24 protein-coding genes and 1 other annotated feature are annotated in these 22,404 nt (G+C 61.7%); of the genes, 11 read left to right on the forward strand and 13 right to left on the reverse strand.

Translation table 11 applies throughout. The features are described from left to right. Window positions 1-21: 21 nt before the first annotated feature. From rplL to OCV66_RS03325, 3 genes are all read right to left on the reverse strand, one after another. The gene (rplL, locus tag OCV66_RS03315) at window positions 22-396 is read right to left on the reverse strand and encodes a 50S ribosomal protein L7/L12 (protein WP_054326518.1); all 375 of its coding nucleotides are present in this window, start codon (window positions 394-396) and stop codon (window positions 22-24) included. A gap of 43 nt (window positions 397-439) precedes the next feature. After that, window positions 440-1,027 (reverse strand): 50S ribosomal protein L10, encoded by a 588-nt coding sequence (gene rplJ / locus OCV66_RS03320; protein WP_147573779.1) that lies wholly within the window; start codon window positions 1,025-1,027, stop codon window positions 440-442. Window positions 1,028-1,038: 11 nt separating this feature from the next. After that, window positions 1,039-1,206 (reverse strand) — a sequence feature (ribosomal protein L10 leader region). Between the two features lie 19 nt (window positions 1,207-1,225). After that, on the reverse strand, window positions 1,226-1,489 hold the full coding sequence (locus OCV66_RS03325) for a hypothetical protein (RefSeq protein WP_054326517.1): 264 nt from the start codon (window positions 1,487-1,489) through the stop codon (window positions 1,226-1,228). Between the two features lie 118 nt (window positions 1,490-1,607). On the opposite strand from OCV66_RS03325, the gene OCV66_RS03330 reads away from it, so the two are divergent. Next, complete coding sequence (locus OCV66_RS03330; protein WP_147573780.1) at window positions 1,608-1,781, forward strand: ribbon-helix-helix domain-containing protein; 174 nt, start codon at window positions 1,608-1,610, stop codon at window positions 1,779-1,781. 60 nt (window positions 1,782-1,841) lie between these two features. Here OCV66_RS03330 and rplA read toward each other — a convergent pair whose 3' ends face one another. The 5 genes from rplA to rpmG all read right to left on the reverse strand — a co-directional run bounded on the left by rplA (window position 1,842) and on the right by rpmG (window position 4,114). Further along, on the reverse strand, window positions 1,842-2,537 hold the full coding sequence (gene rplA / locus OCV66_RS03335; protein ID WP_147573781.1) for a 50S ribosomal protein L1: 696 nt from the start codon (window positions 2,535-2,537) through the stop codon (window positions 1,842-1,844). 108 nt (window positions 2,538-2,645) lie between these two features. Then, window positions 2,646-3,071, reverse strand: coding sequence for a 50S ribosomal protein L11 (rplK, locus tag OCV66_RS03340; protein WP_054326515.1), 426 nt, complete (start codon window positions 3,069-3,071; stop codon window positions 2,646-2,648). Between the two features lie 95 nt (window positions 3,072-3,166). Beyond that, the gene (nusG, locus tag OCV66_RS03345; protein WP_054326514.1) at window positions 3,167-3,703 is read right to left on the reverse strand and encodes a transcription termination/antitermination protein NusG; all 537 of its coding nucleotides are present in this window, start codon (window positions 3,701-3,703) and stop codon (window positions 3,167-3,169) included. A 12-nt stretch (window positions 3,704-3,715) separates the two neighbouring features. Continuing rightward, window positions 3,716-3,946, reverse strand: coding sequence for a preprotein translocase subunit SecE (secE, locus tag OCV66_RS03350; protein ID WP_054326513.1), 231 nt, complete (start codon window positions 3,944-3,946; stop codon window positions 3,716-3,718). Between the two features lie 18 nt (window positions 3,947-3,964). After that, entirely contained in the window at window positions 3,965-4,114 is a 150-nt protein-coding gene (gene rpmG, locus OCV66_RS03355) for a 50S ribosomal protein L33 (RefSeq protein WP_054326512.1), read from the reverse strand. 261 nt (window positions 4,115-4,375) lie between these two features. Here rpmG and ruvX point away from each other — a divergent pair, with 261 nt between their 5' ends. Continuing rightward, a complete protein-coding gene (ruvX, locus tag OCV66_RS03360; RefSeq protein ID WP_054326511.1) occupies window positions 4,376-4,819 on the forward strand; it encodes a Holliday junction resolvase RuvX in 444 nt (147 codons plus the stop codon). 61 nt (window positions 4,820-4,880) lie between these two features. On the opposite strand, the gene secA is transcribed toward ruvX, so the two are convergent. Both secA and OCV66_RS03370 read right to left on the reverse strand, forming a co-directional pair. Then, entirely contained in the window at window positions 4,881-7,637 is a 2,757-nt protein-coding gene (secA, locus tag OCV66_RS03365; RefSeq protein ID WP_107631416.1) for a preprotein translocase subunit SecA, read from the reverse strand. Window positions 7,638-7,752: 115 nt separating this feature from the next. Next, window positions 7,753-8,682 carry a calcium/sodium antiporter gene (locus OCV66_RS03370; protein ID WP_107631417.1) on the reverse strand — a complete coding sequence of 310 codons (930 nt, stop codon included), beginning with the start codon at window positions 8,680-8,682 and terminating at the stop codon, window positions 7,753-7,755. A 296-nt stretch (window positions 8,683-8,978) separates the two neighbouring features. Between OCV66_RS03370 and prfB the strand changes: the two genes are divergently transcribed. Then, on the forward strand, window positions 8,979-10,103 hold the full coding sequence (prfB, locus tag OCV66_RS03375; RefSeq protein ID WP_054326510.1) for a peptide chain release factor 2: 1,125 nt from the start codon (window positions 8,979-8,981) through the stop codon (window positions 10,101-10,103). A gap of 29 nt (window positions 10,104-10,132) precedes the next feature. Here prfB and OCV66_RS03380 read toward each other — a convergent pair whose 3' ends face one another. Continuing rightward, window positions 10,133-11,038: a LysR family transcriptional regulator gene (locus OCV66_RS03380; RefSeq protein WP_147573782.1), complete on the reverse strand. Its 906-nt coding sequence runs from the start codon at window positions 11,036-11,038 to the stop codon at window positions 10,133-10,135. Between the two features lie 135 nt (window positions 11,039-11,173). On the opposite strand from OCV66_RS03380, the gene OCV66_RS03385 reads away from it, so the two are divergent. The 4 genes from OCV66_RS03385 to OCV66_RS03400 all read left to right on the forward strand — a co-directional run bounded on the left by OCV66_RS03385 (window position 11,174) and on the right by OCV66_RS03400 (window position 13,928). Beyond that, window positions 11,174-12,199, forward strand: coding sequence for a YeiH family protein (locus tag OCV66_RS03385; RefSeq protein WP_147573783.1), 1,026 nt, complete (start codon window positions 11,174-11,176; stop codon window positions 12,197-12,199). Between the two features lie 61 nt (window positions 12,200-12,260). Further along, window positions 12,261-12,620, forward strand: coding sequence for a sulfite exporter TauE/SafE family protein (locus OCV66_RS03390; protein WP_054326509.1), 360 nt, complete (start codon window positions 12,261-12,263; stop codon window positions 12,618-12,620). After that, the gene (locus OCV66_RS03395) at window positions 12,620-12,997 is read left to right on the forward strand and encodes a sulfite exporter TauE/SafE family protein (RefSeq protein WP_054326508.1); all 378 of its coding nucleotides are present in this window, start codon (window positions 12,620-12,622) and stop codon (window positions 12,995-12,997) included. Before OCV66_RS03390 ends, OCV66_RS03395 begins: the two co-directional genes overlap by 1 nt. A 46-nt stretch (window positions 12,998-13,043) precedes the next feature. Continuing rightward, complete coding sequence (locus tag OCV66_RS03400) at window positions 13,044-13,928, forward strand: DUF4349 domain-containing protein (protein ID WP_147573784.1); 885 nt, start codon at window positions 13,044-13,046, stop codon at window positions 13,926-13,928. A 57-nt stretch (window positions 13,929-13,985) separates the two neighbouring features. Here the strand turns inward: OCV66_RS03400 and rny are convergent, their stop codons facing one another. Beyond that, the gene (gene rny, locus OCV66_RS03405) at window positions 13,986-15,530 is read right to left on the reverse strand and encodes a ribonuclease Y (RefSeq protein WP_107631422.1); all 1,545 of its coding nucleotides are present in this window, start codon (window positions 15,528-15,530) and stop codon (window positions 13,986-13,988) included. 284 nt (window positions 15,531-15,814) lie between these two features. Here rny and pgeF point away from each other — a divergent pair, with 284 nt between their 5' ends. The 4 genes from pgeF to OCV66_RS03425 all read left to right on the forward strand — a co-directional run bounded on the left by pgeF (window position 15,815) and on the right by OCV66_RS03425 (window position 20,301). Next, window positions 15,815-16,615 carry a peptidoglycan editing factor PgeF gene (pgeF, locus tag OCV66_RS03410; RefSeq protein WP_082397137.1) on the forward strand — a complete coding sequence of 267 codons (801 nt, stop codon included), beginning with the start codon at window positions 15,815-15,817 and terminating at the stop codon, window positions 16,613-16,615. A gap of 19 nt (window positions 16,616-16,634) precedes the next feature. Beyond that, on the forward strand, window positions 16,635-18,245 hold the full coding sequence (locus OCV66_RS03415; protein WP_054327372.1) for an ABC transporter substrate-binding protein: 1,611 nt from the start codon (window positions 16,635-16,637) through the stop codon (window positions 18,243-18,245). Between the two features lie 83 nt (window positions 18,246-18,328). Next, window positions 18,329-19,348: a tRNA 2-thiouridine(34) synthase MnmA gene (mnmA, locus tag OCV66_RS03420; protein ID WP_147573785.1), complete on the forward strand. Its 1,020-nt coding sequence runs from the start codon at window positions 18,329-18,331 to the stop codon at window positions 19,346-19,348. A gap of 50 nt (window positions 19,349-19,398) precedes the next feature. Further along, a complete protein-coding gene (locus OCV66_RS03425) occupies window positions 19,399-20,301 on the forward strand; it encodes a DMT family transporter (RefSeq protein WP_147573786.1) in 903 nt (300 codons plus the stop codon). A 46-nt stretch (window positions 20,302-20,347) separates the two neighbouring features. Here the strand turns inward: OCV66_RS03425 and recG are convergent, their stop codons facing one another. Next, on the reverse strand, window positions 20,348-22,393 hold the full coding sequence (recG, locus tag OCV66_RS03430) for an ATP-dependent DNA helicase RecG (RefSeq protein ID WP_147573787.1): 2,046 nt from the start codon (window positions 22,391-22,393) through the stop codon (window positions 20,348-20,350). Between the last annotated feature and the right edge of the window lie 11 nt (window positions 22,394-22,404).

Here is a 22,404-nt window from a genome sequence, read left to right on the forward strand (position 1 = left end):
TCCGTCAAGCAGAAAAGCGGCTTACTTGAGCTCGACCTTGGCGCCGGCAGCCTCCAGCTTCTCCTTGATCTCGTTCGCCTCAGCCTCCGGAGCGGCCTCCTTGATGGTCTGCGGAGCGGAATCAACCTTCTCCTTGGCTTCCTTCAGGCCCAGGCCGGTGATCTCGCGGACAACCTTGATTACGTTGATCTTGGAGGAGCCAGCCTCAACCAGAACAACGTCGAAATCGGTCTTGGCCTCGGCAGCCGCAGCGCCGTCAGCCGCGCCGCCGCCAACGCCGGCAACAGCAACAGGCGTAGCGGAAACGCCAAATTCTTCTTCCAGAGCCTTTACCAGCTCAGAGAGCTCCATAACCTTGAGCTCTTTTACAGCATCCATAATCTCCTGAACAGTCATGGGATAAACCTCCATTATAAGTGATTTGTCAATGATTTTTTAATTATTCCGCAGCGGGAGCTTCCTCTGCTGCAGCTTCCTCCGCAGCCGGAGCCTTCGCGGCGACCAGCTCGGCCACCTTCATCTCCTCGTTGCCCTCCGCCTTTTTAACAATAGCGTCGCAGGCAATAGCAAGCTGCATAATGGGGAAATTGAAGCTGTACAGAACCTGCGCGACAAGGACTTCCTTGCTCGGCATGTTGGCCAGCTTCTTCACCTCGTCCGTGTCGATTACCTTTCCTTCCAGGTAACCGGCCTTGATGGTGAAGTTCTCGTGGGTCTTGGCGAAGTCGCCCAGGATCTTCGCGGGCGCGATCACGTCCTCGGACGTGGAGATCGCCAGCGCGGAAGTACCGTTCAGGTGTTCGTCCAGCGCGTCGAAGCCCAGCTCCTTGGCGGCAAAGCGGATCAGGGTGTTCTTGATGACCATATACTCAACGCCCGCTTCGCGGAGCTGGCGGCGGAGCTTGGTGTCATCCTCAACGTTGATGCCCTTGTAATCCACCAGGACGCCGGCGGGAGAATTCTTGATCTTCTCCACCAAGGAAGCGACCAGAGCTTTCTTTTCCTCCAGAACCTTTGCATTCGGCATCTTAATTCACCTCCTAAAAAATAAAAGTACCCTCCCGGTGCAAAGACACAGGGAGGGTACACAGAAAACCTCATAAAGGATCCTAAAAAATCCGTTCCGTGTTGACCTCGGCGGGCGGCGGGGAACGCCATTAAAGCCATGCGGCTGCCAGCTGTCTTTGACCAAGCTCATATATTATATCCGAAAAGCGCGGTGCTGTCAAGGGGATTTAAAATAAAAATCATCCGAAAGTTCGGGCCTGCGCAGCTCGTCCAGATATTCCTCGTACTCCTCGCGGGGGGTGAGGTCCCTGCGCCGGAAATAGCCGCAGGCGTCCTCGTCAAAGCGCACGGGGCGGGAAACATCGAAGTCAACGCACAAGCCGTAATCAGTTTCGTAATAGTCTTCCATATTTTCGTGATAGAGGAACAGCGTCTGATAATACCTGCAGTCCTTGCAGCGGAAGTCGTTTCGGTTGCGCATAGAATATCCCCTCCTTACTTATAATATACACATAAACTTAATTAAGGTCAAGTAAATATAATGCCCTTGTATTATCTTTATTGCATTCTTAGAATAAGTAAGGAAAGGAGGCGGGCATATGTCAGAATATCCATTGGTGAACCGCAAGCAATTTACATCCACCATGCGGAATGACTTGATGGAAGCGTTTAACCGGCTTCATGAAGAAACCCGCATCCCTAAATCGAAACTTCATGACGAAGCCATCGAGGACCTGCTCAAGAAATACCATTATGAAATCCCCGAAAAATAAAAAGCGCGCCGTATGGCGCGCTTTTTGCATCCCTGTGGGTCGGTTATGCCGCAATGGGGCTTAGCCCATCATCTTCGCCGCGTTCACCTTGACGCCCGGCCCCATGGTGGAGGCCACGACGCAGGAGCGGATATACTGGCCCTTGGCCGCGGCCGGCTTGGCCTTGATGATCGCGCCCATGAGCGCGTCAAAGTTATCCTGCAGCTTTTCCGTGCCGAAGGACGCCTTGCCGATCGGGCAGTGGATGATGTTGGTCTTGTCCAGACGGTACTCGATCTTACCGGCCTTGGACTCCTGAACGGCCTTGGCAACGTCCATGGAAACCGTACCCGCCTTCGGGTTCGGCATCAGGCCCTTGGGGCCGAGCACGCGGCCCAGGCGGCCGACAACGCCCATCATGTCCGGCGTGGCGATAACCACGTCAAACTCAAAGAAGTTCTCCTTCTGGATGCGCTCCATCAGGTCCTCCGCGCCTACGATATCGGCGCCGGCGGCCAGCGCCTCGTCCGCCTTGGGGCCCTTGGCGAAAACAGCGACGCGCACGTTCTTGCCGGTGCCGTGCGGCAGCACAATCGCGCCGCGCACCTGCTGGTCCGCGTGGCGGGAGTCAACGCCCAGCTTGACGTGCAGCTCGATGGTTTCGTCGAACTTGGCCTTTGCGGTCGAAATAACGGTGGAGAGCGCCTCGGACGGATCGTACAGACGGGTGCGGTCGATCGTCTTTGCGCTGTCTACATACTTTTTACCTTTATGCACAATAAATCCTCCTTAAGTGGTAATGCGGGAATAGGCTAAACCTAACCCTCCCACTTTGACCGGCGCCTGCAAAAAGCGCGGTCAAAATCCATTCAGCTTATTCTTAAATTATTCCTCGACGGTAATGCCCATCGAGCGCGCGGTACCCGCGATCATGCTCATCGCGGCTTCCAGGGAAGCGGCGTTCAGGTCGGGCATCTTGGTCTCCGCGATCTTCTGGCAGTCCGCCTTGGAAAGCTTGGCGACCTTGGTCTTGTTCGGTACAGCCGAACCGGATTCGATGCCGCAGGCCTTCTTGATGAGGACCGGCGCCGGCGGGGTCTTGGTGATGAAGCTGAACGAACGGTCCGCGTAGACCGTGATGATAACCGGAATAATCATGCCGGCATCGTTCTTGGTGCGCTCGTTGAATTCCTTGGTAAAGGCCATGATGTTAACGCCATGCTGGCCGAGGGCCGGACCGACCGGGGGAGCCGGGGTCGCCTTGCCCGCGGGAATCTGGAGCTTGATATAACCTACTACTTTCTGTGCCATGTCGAAAGGTTCCTCCTTCAAAAAATGTGGTGGCTGGCGAGTATGCGTTCATACTCTCCCACTTGCCGTGAAAACGGAACGTGCGTTCCGGTGGATCACTCCTCGAGTGTTTCCACCTGGTCGAGCTCAAGCTCGACAGGGGTTTCGCGCCCGAACATGGAAACCGTGACGTTTACCCTGTTCTTGTCCGGCTCAAGGGCCGAAACGACGCCGATAAAGCCGGCCAGCGGCCCGTCGATGACGCGCACACTGTCGCCCACTGCGTAGTTGACCTCGATCTCGCGCTTCTCCACGCCCATCGCGGCGATCTCGTCCTCGGTCAGCGGGATCGGCTTGGAGCCGCCGGACTTGTCCTGCCCGACAAAGCCGGTACAGCCGCGCGTGTTGCGGACCAGGTACCAGGTTTCGTCGGTCATGACCATCTTGACGAGCACATAGCCCGGGAAGAGCTTGCGCTCGACCTCGCGGCTTTTCCCGTCCTTGACCTCAGTGACGGTCTCGGTCGGGATGTTGACCGCGGGGATCAGGTCGTGCAGCTTGCGGTTTTCGACCGCTTTTTCGATCGAAGAGGCTACCTTGTTTTCGTAGCCGGAGTATGTGTGGACCACATACCATTTTGCAGCGTCTGACATAAATGCCTCCTTTTAGGCGGCGAAATGCGTAAGCAGCGTCTGGATGCCGAGATTGAATACGAGGTCAAGGATCCAGATAAAGATACCGATGACGATAACGCAGGCGATAACGACAAGCGTATTGTTCACTGTCTGCTGGCGGGTGGGCCAGACGATCTTGCGGCACTCGCTTTTCAGTTCGCGGAACCACTTGCCAATCCGTGCAAAGAGACCGGGCTTCTTAACCTTGGTTTCTTCAGCCATGAAGCTACTTCCTTTCTCTTACTTCGTCTCGCGGTGCAGCGTGTGCTTCCGGCAGAAACGGCAGTACTTGTTCATTTCCAGACGGTCCGGATCGTTCTTCTTGTTCTTGTTCGTGTCATAGTTCCTTTGCTTGCACTCCGTGCAGGCGAGCGTAATCTTAACGCGCATAAATAACGGCACCTCCTTTTAATATTTCGCCCCATCCCATACCCCTGCGGCATGGGCGCGGGACTGTTTGCCTCCCTTTGCCAGTGTTCCGGCGCCATTTTCCGAGACACGCGAAAAATGGGCGCAAAAAAAGAACCTGCATAGGTTCTTTCAGTATAGCATGGGGGTGGTGGGCGGTCAAGGTTTTTTTGCGAAAAAGTGCTGAAATTTTTATGTTTTTATGATATACTGAGTTTAACCACAAGATATAGGAGTATACATATGCGTATTTTGGGCGTCGATTACGGCGACGCGCGTACCGGCCTTTCGGTTTCCGACCCATCGGGCTTTCTGGCCGGCTCGCCGAGCGTCATCCACGAATGGAATTATGAAAGGCTGGTGGACCGGCTGGTGGCATTTGTCGCGGAAAACAGGATCGAGGAGATCGTGCTGGGCTGGCCGAAAAACATGGACGGCACGGCGGGGCCGCGCGCGGAAAAGTGCGAGGCGCTGGCGCGCACGCTGGAGGAGCGCACCGGCCGGCCGGTGACGCTCTGGGACGAGCGGCGCACCACGGTCGCCGCGCACGATATCCTGCACCAGAGCGGCAAAAAGAGCAAAAAGCACCGCGAGAGTGTGGACGCGGTCGCCGCGTCGCTGATCCTGCAGGGCTATCTGGATTTCAGACGCCGGCAGCAACAGGCCGGCGGCAGGCGGGAGGAATAAAAAGGGGAGGGCAGCCCGGCGGGCCGCCCTCCTTTTTCCCGCGGCAGGCCGCGGGGCGCTTTTATTTATATGGGTTATCCGCCTTGAGGTAGCAGCACTTTTTGTACTTTTTGCCGCTGCCGCACGGACACGGATCGTTCGGGCCGATCTTTTTGCCCACGCGCTTGGGCTCGGGCTTGGCCGTGCCGTCGGACGCGCCGGCGGCGCTCGTCTCCTTGGCGACCTGCTCGCGCTTGGGCTCCTCGCGGGTGCGCACCTGCGCCAGGAAGATCATGCGCACGGTGTCCTCGCGGATGGCGTCGATCATCGCGTCGAACATGTCGAAGCCCTCGCGCTTGTACTCGACCACCGGATCGTGCTGGCCGTATGCGCGCAGGCCGATGCCGTTGCGCAGCTCGGTCATCGCATCGATATGGTCCATCCACTTGGTATCCACATTTTTCAGCAGCACCACGCGCTCCAGCTCGCGCATGATCGGCGGTGTGAGCGCCTGCTCCTTTGCCTCGTAGACGCGGTGCGCCTGGTCCGCCAGCACGTTGGTGAGCTGGTCCGCGGTCAGGTCGTCGCACTCCTCGGGCGTGAACGTGCAGTCCTCCGGCCGCAGGAATACGCCGAGGAACGGTCGCCGTGCCTGCTCGACCATCGCAGGCTCGATGACGGTATGCTCACCGACCGCCGCGTGTACCGCGCGGGCGATGGTGTCGTCGATCATTTTGACAATGCTGTCTTTGACATCCTTGCCCTCAAGCACCTGCAGGCGCTGGCTGTAGATGGTCTGGCGCTGGGTGTTGAGCACGTCGTCGTACTCAAGCACATGCTTACGGGTGGCAAAGTTGCGGGATTCGATCTTTTTCTGCGCGTTTTCGATCGCGCCGGACAGGATTTTCTGGTCGATCGGCTCGTCCTCCTCGATGCCGAGGGAATCCATCATATTCTGGATCTTTTCCGAACCGAACAGGCGCATCAGGTCGTCTTCAAGCGAGATATAGAACGAGGATTCGCCCGGGTCGCCCTGACGGCCGGCACGGCCGCGGAGCTGGTTGTCGATGCGGCGGGATTCGTGCCGCTCGGTACCCAGGATATACAGGCCGCCCGCCGCGCGCACCTTTTCCGCGTCCGCGTCGGTTTCCTGCTTGTATTTCCGGTACAGCTCTTCAAACTTCGCGCGGATGGCGAGTACCTCGGGGTCGTCGGTTTCCGCGTGGCCGTTGGCCTCGTAGAGCAGCTCGGGGGTGTAATCGCCCTTCTTCAGTTCGTCGAGCGCCATGGTTTCGGCGTTGCCGCCGAGCATGATGTCCGTGCCGCGGCCGGCCATGTTGGTCGCGATCGTGACCGCGCCCGGCTTGCCCGCCTGCGCGACGATATCCGCCTCGCGCTCGTGATACTTGGCGTTCAGGACGGTGTGCCTGATGCCCTTGGCCTTGAGGATCTTGGATAGCTCCTCGGATTTCTCGATGGACACCGTGCCGACCAGGATGGGCTGACCCTTGGCATGGCATTCCTCGATGCGCGCGATGGTGGCTTTGATCTTGCCGCGCTCGTTCTTGTACACCGCGTCCGGATTGTCCTTGCGGGCGACCGGCTTGTTGGTGGGGATCTCGATTACGTCCAGCTTGTAGATGTGGCGGAACTCCTCCTCCTCGGTCAGCGCGGTGCCGGTCATGCCGGACAGCTTGCCGTACAGGCGGAAATAGTTCTGGAAGGTGATGGTGGCGAGCGTCTTGCTCTCGTGCTGGACCTTGACGCCCTCTTTGGCCTCGATCGCCTGGTGCAGGCCCTCGTTATAGCGGCGGCCGAACATCAGGCGGCCGGTGAACTCGTCGACAATGATGATCTGCCCGTCGCGCACGACATAGTCCACATCGCGCTGCATGACGCCGCGCGCCTTGATGGCTTGGTTGATGTGGTGCTGCAGCGTGGTGTTCTCCGGATCGGACAGATTGGCCACCTGGAAATACGCCTCCGCCTTGGCCTGGCCGTGCGGGGTCAGGGTTGCGGTGCGGGCCTTTTCGTCCACGATATAGTCCGCGTCGATATCGTCCTGCTCCTCCTTGGCGTCAACCTCCTTGACGCGAAGCTGCTTGAGGCCGGCCGCGAAGCGGTCCGCGAGCTGGTACAGCGCGGAGGACTGCTCGCCCTGGCCGGAAATAATCAGCGGGGTACGCGCCTCGTCGATCAGGATGGAGTCCACCTCGTCCACGATGGCGAACGCATGGCCGCGCTGCACCATGGACTGCTTGTAGATCGCCATATTGTCGCGCAGGTAGTCGAAGCCGAACTCGTTGTTCGTACCGTAGGTGATATCCGCCTCGTACATGGCTTTGCGTCGGGCCGGCTCGACCTCATGGATCACCAGACCCACGGTCAGGCCGAGGAAGCGGTAGACCTTGCCCATCCACTCGCTGTCGCGCTTGGCGAGGTAGTCGTTGACCGTGACGATATGCACGCCTTTGCCGGCAATCGCGTTGAGGTATGCGGGCAGGGTGGCGACCAGCGTCTTGCCTTCGCCGGTTTTCATCTCCGCGATGCGGCCCTGGTGCAGCACGATGCCGCCGATAACCTGCACGCGGTAGTGCCGCATGCCCAGCACGCGCCACGCCGCCTCGCGGCAGGTGGCGAACGCCTCGGGCAGGAGCTGGTCGAGCGTTTCGCCGTTCTGGTAGCGGGTTCTGAACTCGTCGGTCTTGGCGCGCAGCTCGGCGTCGGACAGCTTTTTATACTGCTCCTCCAGCGCGTCGACCCTGTCCGCGATGGGATTGATCTTTTTCAGCTCATGACTCGAATGGGAGCCGAAGAGTTTGGTCAAAAAATTTGCCATCTGTTTGATTCAGCCTTTCAGGAGGGAATACGCGTCCCTTTTTCATCATATCAGACCTATTATACCACATATATACGCGGATACAAACAAATTTTTTGTGAACAGGGGGCGTGGCCTACCGCGCGATCAGATACACGGTATATGCAATGTAGCACAGCGCCATCAATGCGCCGGGGAAGCGGCCGAGCCGGCCCCTGCGCGCGGGCAGGTAAAAAACGATGGTGATGCCGATCAGGACAAGGCAGTCCACGATCGAGGTGGACAGCACCGGAATCGGCGTAATCACGGACGAAACGCCGAGGATCAGCAGGATGTTGAAAATGTTGGAGCCGATCACGTTGCCCATGGCGATTTCATTCTGTCCCTTGTGCGCGGCGACCAGCGAGGTTACCAGCTCGGGCAGCGACGTACCGATGGCCACGATGGTCAGGCCGATCAGCGTTTCCGACAGACCGAACATGCGCGCGACGCCGGTCGCGCCGCTTACCGCGAGCTGCCCACCCAGGATGATGCATGCAAGGCCGAGCAGGATATTCACGCCGATCATCAGCGGCGGCATGACGATATCCTCGGCCGCGTCGTCGAGCGGGCTGCGGCCCGTCAGCGCGGCGTGGATCTGTAGGAACAGCGTCAGTGCGAACACAGCGAGCAGCACCGCGCCCTCGAGCCGCGAGAGGGTCAGGTCGGGCGCGATCATCGCGCAGAGCATGACCGCCGCCAGCAGGGACAGCGGCCAGTCGCGCCGCAGTAGCGTGCGGTCCATCACCAGCGGGCAGATCAGCGCGGAAAGGCCGGCCACGACCAGCAGGTTGAACAGGTTGGAGCCCAGGACGTTGCCGACCGCGATCTCATTGGCGCCCTGGAGCGCGGCGGTCACGCTGACCGCCAGCTCAGGCGCGGAGGTGCCGAACGCCACAATGGTCAGACCGACGAGCAGCGGCGACACCCCCAGCCGCCGCGCCAGCGCGGACGCGCCCGCGACAAATTTGTCCGCGCCCCATACGAGCAGCGCGAAGCCAAGAACAAGCATGATGAATGACTGCATAAAAAACACCCCTAAGAAAAAATAACATATTTGTACGCAAAAAAAGAGACTTTTATTGCGCCTTGAGCAATAAAAGTCTCGCTGCTTCCGGAACGACACGGGCTGCCAAAACAGCCGGGTATGGCGATGCCGACCACGCACCGGACAGGCGCGTGAGCTACTCCCTTTTACTTATACAGACCTAAATATAGAGACTGGCGCCGCATTTGTCAAGCAAAACTGGAAAAAATCTTTACATTTGCGGGATGGGCCGTTATACTATAAGGTACTGAAAAATTCATGAAGGAGCATTTTGCATGCTGCAATTCGAGGAATACAAGGTCAAGCTGAACAATCTGAAGCCCGAGCTGGAGGAACTGTACCGCTCGCTGGGCATGGAGCAGGCAAAGCGCGAGGTGGAGGAGCTGGAAATCAAGTCCGCCCAGCCCGGCTTTTGGGACAATCCGGAGGAGAGCCAGAAGATTGTCTCCCGCATGGGCGCGCTCAAGGGCAAGATTGAAGCCTATGAGCGTATGAGCAGCCTGTGCGAGGACCTGCTGACCATCTGCGAAATGGCCATTGAGGAAAACGACGAGTCCATGCTCGAAGAGCTGGAAAGCGGCTATCAGGAGTTGGAGGAGGGCGTGGCCGAGCAGAAGCTGTCCACCCTGCTTACCGGCGAATACGATAAAAACAACGCGCTGGTGTCCTTCCACGCGGGCGCGGGCGGCACCGAGGCCCAGGACTGGTGCGAGATGCTGTACCGCATGTATACCCGCTGGGCCGAGCGCCACGGCTATACCTATAAGATCATGGACTATCAGGATGGGGACGAGGCCGGTCTGAAAAGCGCGGACATCCTGATCGAGGGTGAAAACGCCTACGGCTTTCTCAAGGGTGAATCCGGCGTACACCGCCTGGTGCGCATTTCGCCGTTCGACGCCTCCGGCCGCCGCCATACCTCGTTCTCCGCGGTCGAGGTCATACCGGATATTCCGGATGATTCGGCGGACTTCGAGATCAAGCCCGAGGACTACGAGATGCAGGTGTTCCGGTCGAGCGGCGCGGGCGGCCAGCACATCAACAAGACCTCCTCCGCCGTGCGCCTGATCCATAAGGCGACCGGCATCGTGGTTTCCTGCCAAACCGAACGCAGCCAGTTCCAGAACAAGGACAACTGCCTGCGCATGCTGCGTTCCAAGCTGGTCGAGATCAAGGAACGCGAGCATCTGGAAAAGATTTCGGACATCAAGGGAGACCAGAAGAAGATCGAATGGGGCAGCCAGATCCGCTCCTATGTCTTTATGCCATACACGCTCGCCAAGGATACGCGCACGGGCTTTGAAAACGCCAACATTGGCGCCGTGATGGACGGCGAGATCGACGGGTTCATCAACGCGTATCTGTCCGCGCTGGCGACCGGAAACTGGGCCGGCAAATAACCGCAGAAACAAATCAAAGGGAGGAAGCCTCAGGCTTCCTCCCTTTTGCTGTCGGACGCGGTGCGCAGCAGGTCGAAGATCTCGCGGTACGTTTGCGCGAACACGCTGCTTTTCCGCCAGAGGAAGGTGAAATCGTGCAGGACCGGAAAACCGGACAGCGCGATCTCACGCAGCGCGCCGCTTTCCAGCTCGGCGCGGACGGTCGGCTCATACAGGAACGCGACGCCCTGCCCCATGCGGACGAGCGCTTTGATGGCGTTCAGACTGCCGATCTCGGTGACCGCGCGGAAGTCCCGCACGGTCAGGTTATGCTCCCGCAGGCGGCGCTCCAGGATCTCCCGCGTGCCGGAGCCGGGCTCACGGGTGAGCAGGCGCTCGCCGAGCAGGTCCTCCAGGGTATGCACTGGCTGCCGGAAACGGTAGCCGGGCGCGCAGACCGCTACATATCGTTCGGTCAGATAGGGCAGGCTGTCGTATTCGCTTTTTTCAAAAAAGCCCTCCACAATCGCAAAATCAATGTCGCCCCGATCAAGTCCGCGCAGCAGCTCGGCGGTGTTGGCGACGATCATGCGGAGACTGACGTTCGGCTCCGCGGCCAGCAGGCGCGCGAGCGGGGCGGGCATGACGTATTCCCCGATGGTGAGCGTCGCGCCGAACACCAGCCGCCGCCCGCCGCCGGACAGGCTGCCCAGCGCGTCGCGCAGGTGCTGCGCGTCGTGGCGCATGGTGGTCGCGGTGCGCAGGAATAGCCGCCCCGCGTCGGTGAGGGTCAGCTTTTTCCCCTCAAAGGAAAAAAAGCGGACGCCGTACTGCGCCTCCAGCGCCCGAATGTGCTGCGAGACCGCGGGCTGCGTAATATGCAGCGCGGCTGCGGCGCGCGTAAAGCTCATGCAGCGGCAGACCGCCAGAAAGGTATCCACACGGAAATCCAACATAGAGATCAGCTCCTGCCTTTATCATAACATAAAATTATGATAAAATAAAGAATGATAATTTTACATAATAAGAGCGGCGGCGTATACTATTTCCAGACAAAAATGGGAAACAATGTGGAGAGAGGTAACGCAAAGATGGAATTTTTCAAAAAGAACGGTCTGGGACTGCTGCTGTGTCTGGCCATCGCGGTGCCGGCATGGCTGCTGGGACAGGCGGTGCCGGTTGTGGGTGGGCCGGTGTTCGCTATTTTAATCGGTATGACACTCACACTTTTCTGGAACGATAAGGGCAGGATGCAGGCGGGGATCGCCTTCACCTCCAAAAAAATCCTGCAATACGCGGTCATCCTGCTGGGGTTCGGGCTGAACCTGTCCGAAATCGCCAAGGTGGGCGCGCAGTCGCTGCCGATCATCGTGTCCACGATCACGACCTCGCTGGCCATGTCGGTCCTGCTGTGCAGGCTGCTGAAGATGAAGGCCAATATTTCAACCCTGGTCGGCGTCGGCTCCTCGATCTGTGGCGGCTCGGCCATCGCGGCGTCCGCGCCCGTCATCGGCGCGGACGATGAGGAGATTGCACAGGCGATATCGGTTATCTTTTTGTTCAATGTGATCGCCGCGCTGACCTTCCCGACGCTGGGCGGCGCGCTTGGCCTGTCGAACGATGGATTCGGGCTGTTCGCGGGTACGGCGGTCAACGATACCTCGTCCGTCACGGCGGCCGCGGCGGCATGGGACGGGGCCCATGGCAGCAATACGCTGGACACCGCAACCATCGTCAAGCTGACGCGCACGCTCGCCATCATCCCGATCACGCTGGCGCTTGCCGTCTGGCGCGCGGCAAAGGCCAGACAGTCGCGCGGCGTCACGAGTGGCACGTTTTCGCTCAAAAAGGTTTTTCCGTTTTTCATCCTGTTCTTTGTGCTGGCGTCGGTCGTGACGACGGTCTGCACGGCGGCGGGCATACCCGCGGCAGCTTTTTCACCGTTCAAGGCGCTGTCCAAATTTTTTATCGTCATGGCGATGGCCGCGATCGGCCTGAATACCAATATCGTCAAGCTGGTCCGGACGGGCGGCAAGCCGATCCTGATGGGGCTGTGCTGCTGGGTCGGCATCGCGTGCGTCAGCCTGGCGATGCAGCGCGTGCTGGGTATCTGGTAACGGCGGAAAACGCACATAAAAAAGGACCCTCCGGCGCAAACTGTCGCCGGAGGGCTTTTTTATGAAAAACAATACCAGGTATGCCGTAACGGGCGCGCTGGCGGGCGCGGCCAATGGCTTTTTCGGTGCGGGCGGCGGGCTGTTTCTGGTGCCGCTGCTGGTAAGCTGGTGCGGCATGGAGCAGCGCCGCGCGTTCGCGACCTCGGTCGCGGTCATCCTGCCGCTCAGCGCGGTATCGGCAGCGATCTACTGGATGAAGGGCGGGCTGGATGTGGCGGCGGCGTGGCCCTATCTGCTGGGCGGCGCGGTTGGCGGCGTGATTGCAGGCCGTATTTTCCAGAAAATGAGCATGGTCTGGCTGAGGCGGGTGTTCGGGCTGCTGATTCTGTATGGCGGCGTAAGGGCGGTGCTGCTGCTGTGATGACGGTGATTGCGGTGGCGGCCGGCCTGCTGACCGGCATCCTGTCCGGCTTCGGCATTGGCGGCGGCTCGCTCCTGCTGCTGTATCTGACGCTGTTTGCAGGCGTCGACCAATACCAGGCGGGTGGGATCAACCTGCTGTACTTTATCGCCTGCGCCCCCGCCGCGCTGTATTCGCATATCAAAAACGGGCTGGTGCAGAAGGACGCGGTCAAGTGGTGCGTGGCCGCGGGCGTGCTGACCTCGATCGCGGCGGCGCTTGCGGCCGCGCGCATGGATACCGGCTGGCTGCGCCGGGCGTTCGGCGTGTTCCTGCTGTATATCGGCGCGAAAGAGCTGTTTACAAAGCGGAAACAATCGGGAACAGAGGGAAAATAATCCCCGTCTAACAGGATAACCAACAAAGGGAAAGGGGTGTCCTGATATGAAAAGACGAGGGTTTTCTCTGCTGTCTGCGCTGGTCCTGCTGCTGGCGCTGACGGCCTGCGGCGCGTCGGGTGGCGCGGACGCTTCCGGCAGCACGTCGGCGGCGGAGGACAACAACGCCGGCTGGACGGAGAGCGCGGCCGCGCCGTCGGAGGGCGGCGGGACGGTTGATTTTGCCGCGGTGCGGCAAAACGCAAAGCTCATCCTGTCCGCGGATCTGACGCTGGAGACGCAGTCGTTCGACCAGGCCGGCGCGGATATCGAAGCGCTGGCAGCCGGCGCGGGCGGCTATATCGAGGCGAGCAGCGTGTCGGGCGAGTTGGGCAGCCGGTACGCCAGCTATACGCTGCGCGTGCCGCAGGGGAAATTCGAGACGTGCTTCGCCCAACTCGGCGAGACCTGCCATGTGGTGTCGTCGAGCCGCTGGAGCGAGGATGTGACCGAGCAGTACACCGATATCGAAACGCGCCTGGCCACGCTGCAGACCAAGCATGAGCGGCTGGTGGAGTTGCTTGGCCAGGCCGCCCAGATGGAAGACATCATCTCGCTGGAAAACGCCCTGGCGGATTGCGAATATGAGATCGACAGCCTGACCGGCGAAAAACGCCGTTACGATAACCTGGTCGATTTCGCAACCATCACGGTATCGCTGCGCGAGGTGCAGGCGCTGACCGCGGTTTCCGGCGGCACGGGCTTTGGCGCGCAGCTCATGCAGGCGGCGCAGAGCGGCTGGCGCGGGCTGGCCGGCTTTGTGCGCGGCGCGGTGCTGTGGGCGGTCGCGGCCTGGCCGCTGTTGCTCGTGGCCGGCGTGGGCGGCGGTGCGGCGCTCCGGTTCCGCCGACGCAGGAAAAAAGGCGCCCCACCGGACGAGCCGAAGCCATAAAAGGGTAAAAAACAAGGGACAGACGGGCGTCTGTCCCTTGTTTCCTGCTTGCAGAGGTTACTTGGCGTAATCGACCGCGCGGGTCTCACGCACCATATTGACCTTGATCTGGCCGGGATAATCCAGCTCATCCTCGATCTTTTTGGCCACGTCGCGGGCGAGCAGCACCATCGCGTCGTCCGAAATCTTATCCGGATTGACGATAATGCGGATCTCACGGCCCGCCTGGATGGCGTACGAGCTGGAAACGCCGGGCGTTTCGTTGGCGATGCCCTCCAGCTTTTCCAGGCGCTTGATATAGTTTTCCAGGTTCTCGCGGCGCGCGCCCGGGCGCGCTGCGGAGATCGCGTCCGCCGCCTGCACCAGGCAGGCGATGGTGGTCTTGGCCTCCACGTCGCCGTGGTGCGCCTCGATCGCGTGGACGATGCCGGGCGCCTCCTTGTATTTACGGGCCAGGTCGACGCCGATCTGCACATGGCTGCCCTCGACCTCATGGTCGATCGCTTTGCCGATGTCATGCAGCAGGCCGGCGCGGCGCGCGGGTACGGGGTCGATGCCCAGTTCGCTGGCCATCATGCCGGCGATGTGCGCGACCTCAATCGAATGCTGCAGCACGTTCTGGCCGTAGCTGGTGCGGTAGCGCAGGCGGCCGAGCGTTTTGACCAACTCGGGATGGATGCCGTGGATACCGGTTTCAAAGGTGGCGCGTTCGCCCTCGGATTTGATGATCTGCTCCACCTCACGGCGGGATTTTTCCACCATTTCCTCGATGCGTGCCGGATGGATGCGTCCATCCACGATCAGCTTTTCCAAGCTCAGGCGCGCGATCTCGCGGCGCACAGGGTCGAACGAGGAAAGCGTAATGGCCTCCGGCGTGTCGTCGATGATCAGGTCCACGCCGGTCAGTGTTTCGAGCGTGCGGATATTACGGCCCTCGCGGCCGATGATGCGGCCCTTCATCTCGTCGTTGGGCAGCGGGACGACCGATACGGTCGCTTCGGAAACATGATCGGCCGCGCAGCGCTGGATGGCGGTGGAAATGATCTCGCGCGCGGTCTGTTCGCTTTCGTCCCTGACGCGCTGGTTGATCTCGCGCAGCTTAACCGCCGCGTCGTGCGTGGCCTCAGCCTCGATCGACTGGACCAGCATCTCGCGCGCCTCGTCGCGGGTCATGCTGGCGATCTGCTCCAGCTTTTCGAGCTGCTCGGCCTTGACACGGGCCAGGTCGTCCTTTTCCTTCTGGGCTGCCTCCAGCTGGCGGGAAAGGTCTTCGTTTTTGCGCTCGAGCGTATCGCTTTTCTTGTCCAGCGCCTCCTCGCGCTGGATCAGGCGGCGCTCGAGCTGCTGGGTCTCGTTGCGGCGCTCCTTGAGCTCGCGGTCGGCTTCGGTGCGCTGCTTGTGGATCTCGTCCTTGGCTTCGAGAATCGCTTCCCGCTTTTTGGTTTCGCCGGCCTTGATGGCCTCGTTGATGATGCGCGTCGCTTCGGTCTCGGCGGAGCCGATCTCTTTTTCCGCAACACGCTTGCGGTACAAAAAGCCAATGACAACGCCCACAACGAGACACACGATACCGGTCACGAGCGGTATGATGATGTCGTTCATTGCTTTGGTGTGTCCTCCTATTGATTTTTTTGAGTGCAGTGGCCCCCTGTCGGACAGAGGTACGGTTATAATGCCCTTGAAAAAAGCCGTGCGTATTTTTACGCAGGCTATATAACAGCAGGTATTATACTAAAAATATTGTAAAGCCTGTTGGTCAAACTGTCAAGAAAAACACGTCCGCGAGCGGGCAGATTTTGGCGCTTTTTGAGAAGAACGGTTTTGCGCCCTTGTGGAGGGGGGCCGCATTTGATATAATAATACAACTGAATCGGGAGGAAAAACGCATGCATCGATCCATGTGCCGCGTTCAGAGCGGCCCATTTGTTTATTATACCTGCCGCCGGCTGCCGGTGCGGCATGCCTTTACGACTAAGTACGGCGGCGTGAGCACGGGACACTGTGAAAGCCTCAACCTGGGCTTCAGCCGGGGGGACGAGGAGGCCAGCGTGCGGGAAAATTACCGCCGCCTGGCGGAAGCGCTCGGCGTGGATGAAAAACGCTTCACGCTGACCCGTCAGATCCACGAAACCGAGGTTTCGGTTGTCGGGGAGGAGCAGGTCGGCATGGGGCTGCACCGCCCGATGGCGTGGCGGTCGGACGCGATCGTGACAGCGCTGCCGGACACGCCGCTCTGCGGCTTTTACGCGGACTGCGTAGTGACCCTGCTGTACGATCCGGCGACGCATACTGCGGGCGTGGCCCATGCGGGCTGGCGCGGCATGGCGGGCGGCATCCTGCCCAAAACCGTGGAGGTGATGGTGGCGCGCCTGGGGGCGAGGCGCGAGAGCCTGATCGCGGTCTTGGGGCCGTCCATCCGGCAGGAGTGCTTTGAAACCGACGCAGATGTGCCGGAGGCGATGGAGCGCCTGCTCGGCGTGGCCGTACGGCCCTATATTCGGGAAAAGGGAGCAAAATTCCATGTCGATCTGCAGGGCATCGGCGTAAAGCTGCTGCGGGACGCGGGGCTCGCGCCGGAAAACGTGATCGACAGCGGGCTGTGTACCATGTGCCACAGCGATGAATTCTGGTCGCACCGCGCGACCCGCGGCGTACGCGGCGTACAGGGCGGCGTGATCTGCCTGTGACGGAAAGGGAGTCCGTTTTATGAAATGGAAAAAACGCGCGCTGGCGGCACTGCTGGCGGCGCTCTGCCTGCTGACGGCCTGCGGGGAAGGCGGGCTGGGCGGGGATGACGGGCCGGTTGATACGGTCGAGGTGTCGGACGCATATTTTGGCATGGCTTGGTACCAGAACGGCACGCTCAATCCGGTGCTGGACAGCACCAGCATCAACCGCCTGTTGTGCGAGGCGCTATATGAAGGCCTGTTCGAGGTCAGCGGCAATTTTACCGCGCAAAATGTGCTATGCGCATCGTATACGGGCGATGGGACAACGTTCACCTTTACGCTGCGGGACGACGTGACGTTCTGGTCGGGCGAGAAGCTGACTGCGGCCGACGTGGTCGCCAGCCTGCAGGCCGCGCAGTATAATGAGGCGTCGCCGTACCATAACCGGCTGGTCGAGGCTGCCTCGATCGAGGCGCTGTCCGGCAGCGAGGTGCGTATCGTGCTGTCCTCGCCCAACATTAATTTCCCCCGCCTGCTCGACATCCCGATCTACCGGCAGGGTTCGGCCGAAAGCGGCGACTTCGCCGACGGGACCGGCCCGTTCCAGCCGGTCAAGGACGGCAACCAGTGGAAGCTGGAGGCCAATGAGAGCTGGCACGGCGGGTTCCTCGGCTCCATCCGCCATATCACGCTGGTACCCATGACACGGGCGGACGCCGCGGAATCCAGCTTCCGCACAGGGGATGTTTCCCTGCTGCGCGAGCCGCGCATCGCACCTGACGGGGCGAGTACGATCATCGGCGGGTCGATCGACACCGTGCGCACCGCGAGCGCGGACCTGCATTACCTGGGCGTCAATTACAGCAACCCCTATCTTGCCAACGCCAAGGTGCGGCAGGCGCTCAGCGCCGCGCTCGGCCGGCAGAGCCTGTGCGACACGCAGCTGCAGACCTTTGCCGCGCCGGCGGTCTTGCCGGTCAATCCGCAGCCCGCAGCCGACGGGCTGACGCTCAATATGTCCGCCGATACCGAGACCGCCGCGCGTCTCCTGCGCGAGGGACTGGAGCAGGCCGGCGGCGCGGGGGACACGGGACAGGACGACGGCGAAACGGATACGGGTGAGGAAGACGCCGACGGAGAGGCCGGCGGGACGGATACCGGCAGCGGCGGCGCGTCCGGCGGGGACGCGGCCCTGTCCATCCGGCTGCTCGTCAACGCCAACAATACGTTTAAGGTGGCGGCGGCGGAACAGATCGCGGCCTCCTGGAAAGCGGTCGGCGTGTCGGTGACCGTGGACCGGCAGCCGTATGAAACCTATGTGTCCATGCTGCAGTCGGGCGATTTTGACGTATATTATGGGGAAACGCTGCTGACGCCGGATTTTGACCTGCGCCCGCTGCTTTCCTCCGACGGCAGCCTGAACTACGGCGGCTATTCCAGCCAGACCATGTCCGCCGCCGTCGCAGCCGCGCGCAGCGGTGACAATCTCGCGGCGTTCTACACGGCGTTCGCGGAGGAAATGCCCTTTATCCCGATCGCGTTCGAGTGCGGGCAGCTGATCATCCGCAAGGGCCTGATCGATAATTTCAGCCCCGCGCCGTACAATGCGTTTGCAGGGCTGGAGGAGTGGACCTCGTCCGGCGAATAAGCGGCGGACGTTCTGTGAAAATGAGCGCGGGGCGCTCATTTTCTTTTTGATGGCAGCCCCGAACAGTAGGAGATTTTACAAGAATGATGGAAAAAGTTGTGTTAGGATTATCAGGCGGCGTGGATTCCGCGGTCGCGGCGGCGCGCCTGCGCGCGCAGGGCTTTGCGGTATACGGGCTGTTCCTGGAGGTCGGTTTGGGCGGCACGGAGGCCGCGCAGCAGGCGGCAGACGAGCTGGGCATCCCGCTTTACGTCGCGCACCGGCGCGAGGCGTTCGAGCAGCAGGTGTGCGCCTATTTCGTGGACTGCTACCGCACCGCGCGCACGCCTAACCCGTGCGTGGTGTGCAACCCGCTGGTCAAGTTCCGTGCGCTGACCGACTATGCGGATGAGATCGGCGCGCCCTATGTCGCCACCGGCCACTACGCCCGCACCGGACGGGACGCGCAGGGGCGCGCGCTCCTGCTGCGCGCCCGCGCGGAAAAGGATCAGACCTATATGATGCACCGCCTGCCGCGGCGGACGGTCGCGCGCTGCCTGTTCCCGCTGGGGGAAAGCGCGGGTAAGGACGAAACCCGCGCTGCGGCGCGCGATATCGGCCTGTCCGTGTCCGAAAAGCCGGACAGTATGGATATCTGCTTCATTCCGGACGGGGATGTGCAGGGCTGGCTCGAGCGCCACGGCGCGGCCTGCCCGCCGGGCAATTTTGTGGACGAGGCGGGCAATGTTCTGGGGCGGCACAAGGGGCTGCACTGCTATACGGTCGGCCAGCGCAAGGGGCTGGGCGTGGCTGCGGCAGGCCGCCTGTTCGTCCACGCGCTGCGGCCGGAGACCGACGAGGTGGTGCTGTCGCTCGAGGACGTGTTCGAAAAGGAAATCAAGGTGCGCGACGTACACTACATCGCGCCCGAATACGCGGAAAACGGCGCGTTCCCCTGCGAGGTGCGCGTGCGCTTTTCCAGGCGCAGCGACCGCGCGCTGGTTTATCCGGAGGCCGGCGGCGCGCGCATCATGTTCGAGGACGTGGTCCGCGCGCCCGCAAGGGGGCAGAGCGCGGTGTTTTATGACAACGATATTGTGATCGGCGGGGGCTTTATCTGCTGAGCCCGCCGGGGCGCGGATGGCCGCGACCGCTGCATAGAGAGGGGGATACCATGAGGGAAAATCACAGGCTGCAGGGGCATTTGCTCGCTATGCTGACTGTGCTGGTATGGGGTACGACATTTGTTTCGACCAAGGTGTTGCTGCGCGCGTTCACGCCGCTGGAAATCATGGTCGCCCGCTTCGGGCTGGGCTTTGTGGCGCTGTTCGCCGCAGGGCGCGGGCTCGTCAGGCCGCAGAAATGGCAGCATGAGCTGCTGTTCGCACTGGCGGGGCTGACCGGCGTGTCGCTGTACTTTCTGATGGAGAATATCGCGCTGACCTATATTTCCGCGTCCCTGGTCGGCGTGATCGTGGCGGCGGCACCGCTGTTCACCGCGCTGGTCGCGGCGGTCGTGCTGCGCGAGAAACTCAGCCGCTGGTTTTTCCTCGGCTTTGTGTGCGCGATAGCGGGTGTGGCGATGACGTCGCTGGCGGGGGTGAGCGAGCTGAACCTCGACCCGCGCGGCGTACTGCTCGGCGTGGGGGCGGCGTTTGTTTGGGGCGTGTATTCGGTGATCGTGCGCAAGCTGGGCGCGATGGGCTACCGCACCGTGCCGCTGACCTGCCGCATTTTCGGCTACGGCCTGTTGTTCCTGCTGGTGCCCGCCCTGCTCGAGGGCTTTCCCGCGCCGCTGTCTGCATGGACCGAGCCGCTTCACGTCGCGAACCTGCTCTTCCTCGGCCTGCTGGCCTCCGCGACCTGCTTTGTGACCTGGAACCGGGCGGTGTTCCTGCTGGGGCCGGTCAAGACCAGCGCGTACATCTATGCCACGCCGGTGATCACCATTATCAGCTCGGCGCTCATCCTGCACGAAACTATGACGCCAATCATGTGGCTGGGCACCGTGCTGGCGCTGGCCGGCCTAGTGCTCTCCGAGCGGCGGGAAAAGCCGGCGGGCGGAGAGGACGCATAAGGGCATAAACGGAAAAAGGGCGGAAGCCATAGCGGCTTCCGCCCTTTTAGTTGAACACCTCGTCGTCCCGTGCGGCGAACATGCGCTGCACGCGCGCAGATAAGGTTGGATAGCCCTCCAGACGCGGATCGGCGGCAAGAATGGCCTCGGCCTCCTCGCGGGCGGACTGCATGAGTGCGAGGTCGGCCGCGAGATCAGCAACATGCAGCGCAGGCAGGCCGTGCTGCCGCCGGCCGAAAAAGTCGCCCGGCCCGCGCTGGGCGAGGTCGGCGCGCGCGATCTCGAACCCGTCGCCGGTCCGGCACAGGATTTTCAGGCGTTCGCGGGCAGATTCTCCCTTGTCCGCGCCGAAAAACACGCAGTAGGACTGCCGCGGCCCGCGCCCGACCCGCCCGCGGAGCTGGTGGAGCTGGGACAGGCCGAAGCGGTCCGCGTCCTCCACTACCATCAGGTTGGCGTTCGGCACGTCTACGCCGACCTCGATCACGGTCGTGGCGACCAGGATATCATACTGCCGCGCGGCGAAATCGCGCATCACCTGCTCCTTGTCCGCGTTTTTCATGCGGCCGTGCAGCACGGCAACGCGGCGGTGCGGCAGGGCGGCCTGCAGGTCCTTTGCGTGCTGCTCCGCGCTTTTGAGGTTTAATTCGCCCTCCTCGACCAGCGGGCAGACGACGTAGGCCTGCCCGCCTGCCGCAATCTGCTTGTCGATAAAGGCGGTGATGCGCCGGCGCATATTTTCTCCCACCGCGTAGGTCTCGACCGGACTGCGGCCGGGCGGCAACTCGTCCAGCACGGATACGTCCAAGTCGCCGTACAGAATGAGCGCGAGCGTGCGCGGAATGGGCGTAGCTGACATGACCAGCACATGCGGCGTTTCCCCCCCCTTGGCCGAAAGCGCGGCGCGCTGTGCCACGCCGAAGCGGTGCTGCTCGTCCGCAATGACCGCGCCCAGCCGGTGAAAGGCCACGCCCTGCTGGATGAGCGCGTGCGTGCCGACCACGACCTGCGCCGCGCCGGTTTCGATTGCGGCGAGCGCGGACCGCTTCTGCGCCGCGGTCATCGAGCCGGTGAGCAGGGTGCAGGAAATGCCCAGCCGGCCCAGCAGGGGGGCGAGCGTTTCCGCGTGCTGGACGGCGAGGATCTCGGTCGGCGCCATGAAAGCGGCCTGCCAGCCGTTCTGCGCGGCCAGCGCGCACAGCGCTGCCGCCACGACCGTCTTGCCCGAGCCGACGTCGCCCTGCACCAGCCGGTTCATCGGCCTGCCGGAGGCGCAGTCCGCCGCGACCTCCCCGATCGCGCGGCGCTGCGCGCCCGTGGGGGCGAAAGGCAGCGCGTCCAGATAGGCGTCCAGCCCGCTCTGCGCGAAAAGGATGCCGGAATCGGCGCGGCGGCGCTCCTTGAGCTGCTGCAGGCCGCAGCACAGCAGGAACAGCTCCTCGAACACCATGCGGCGGCGCGCCTCGGCAACTTCGTCCGCTGTCTGTGGGCGGTGGATGGCGGCCAGCGCGTCGGCCGCGTCCGGCAGGCGGTATTTGGCGCGCAGCACCTCGGGCAGCGGGTCGGGCCAGTCGCCCGGCACGGCGGCGAGCGCGGCTTCGGTCACGCGCTCCAGGTCGCGCTGGGTCAGCCCCGCGGTCAGCGGATAGACCGGCACGATGCGGCCTGGGTGGTCCGCGTCCGGCGCGACCTTTTCGGACTGGGGCGAAATGAGCGTCCGCGCGCGGCCAAAGCCCTGTATGCGGCCGTAAAACACATATTCCTGCCCCGCGCGCACCAGCGCGGCGGCGTAAGGGTTGTTGAACCAGGTGACGTGCAGTAAGCCGGACTCGTCAAAAATCGTGCATTTGACCAGCGTCAGCCCCTTGCGGATGCGGCTGAGCTTGGGTTCGGTACCCACGACCGCGCGGACGGTGTATTTGTCCTCCGCGCCGATATCCGCGATGCGGGTGATGCGGGTGCGGTCCTCATAGTCGCGCGGATAGGTCTCAAGCGCGTCGCGCAGGGTGCGGATGTGCAGTTTTTCAAACAGCTTCGCCTTTTTCGGGCCGATGCCCTTGACGAATTGGATGCTGTCGTCCAGTGCCGGCATAGGCGTCGCTC

The organism is Agathobaculum ammoniilyticum (assembly GCF_025567315.1).
GTDB lineage: Bacteria > Bacillota > Clostridia > Oscillospirales > Butyricicoccaceae > Agathobaculum > Agathobaculum ammoniilyticum.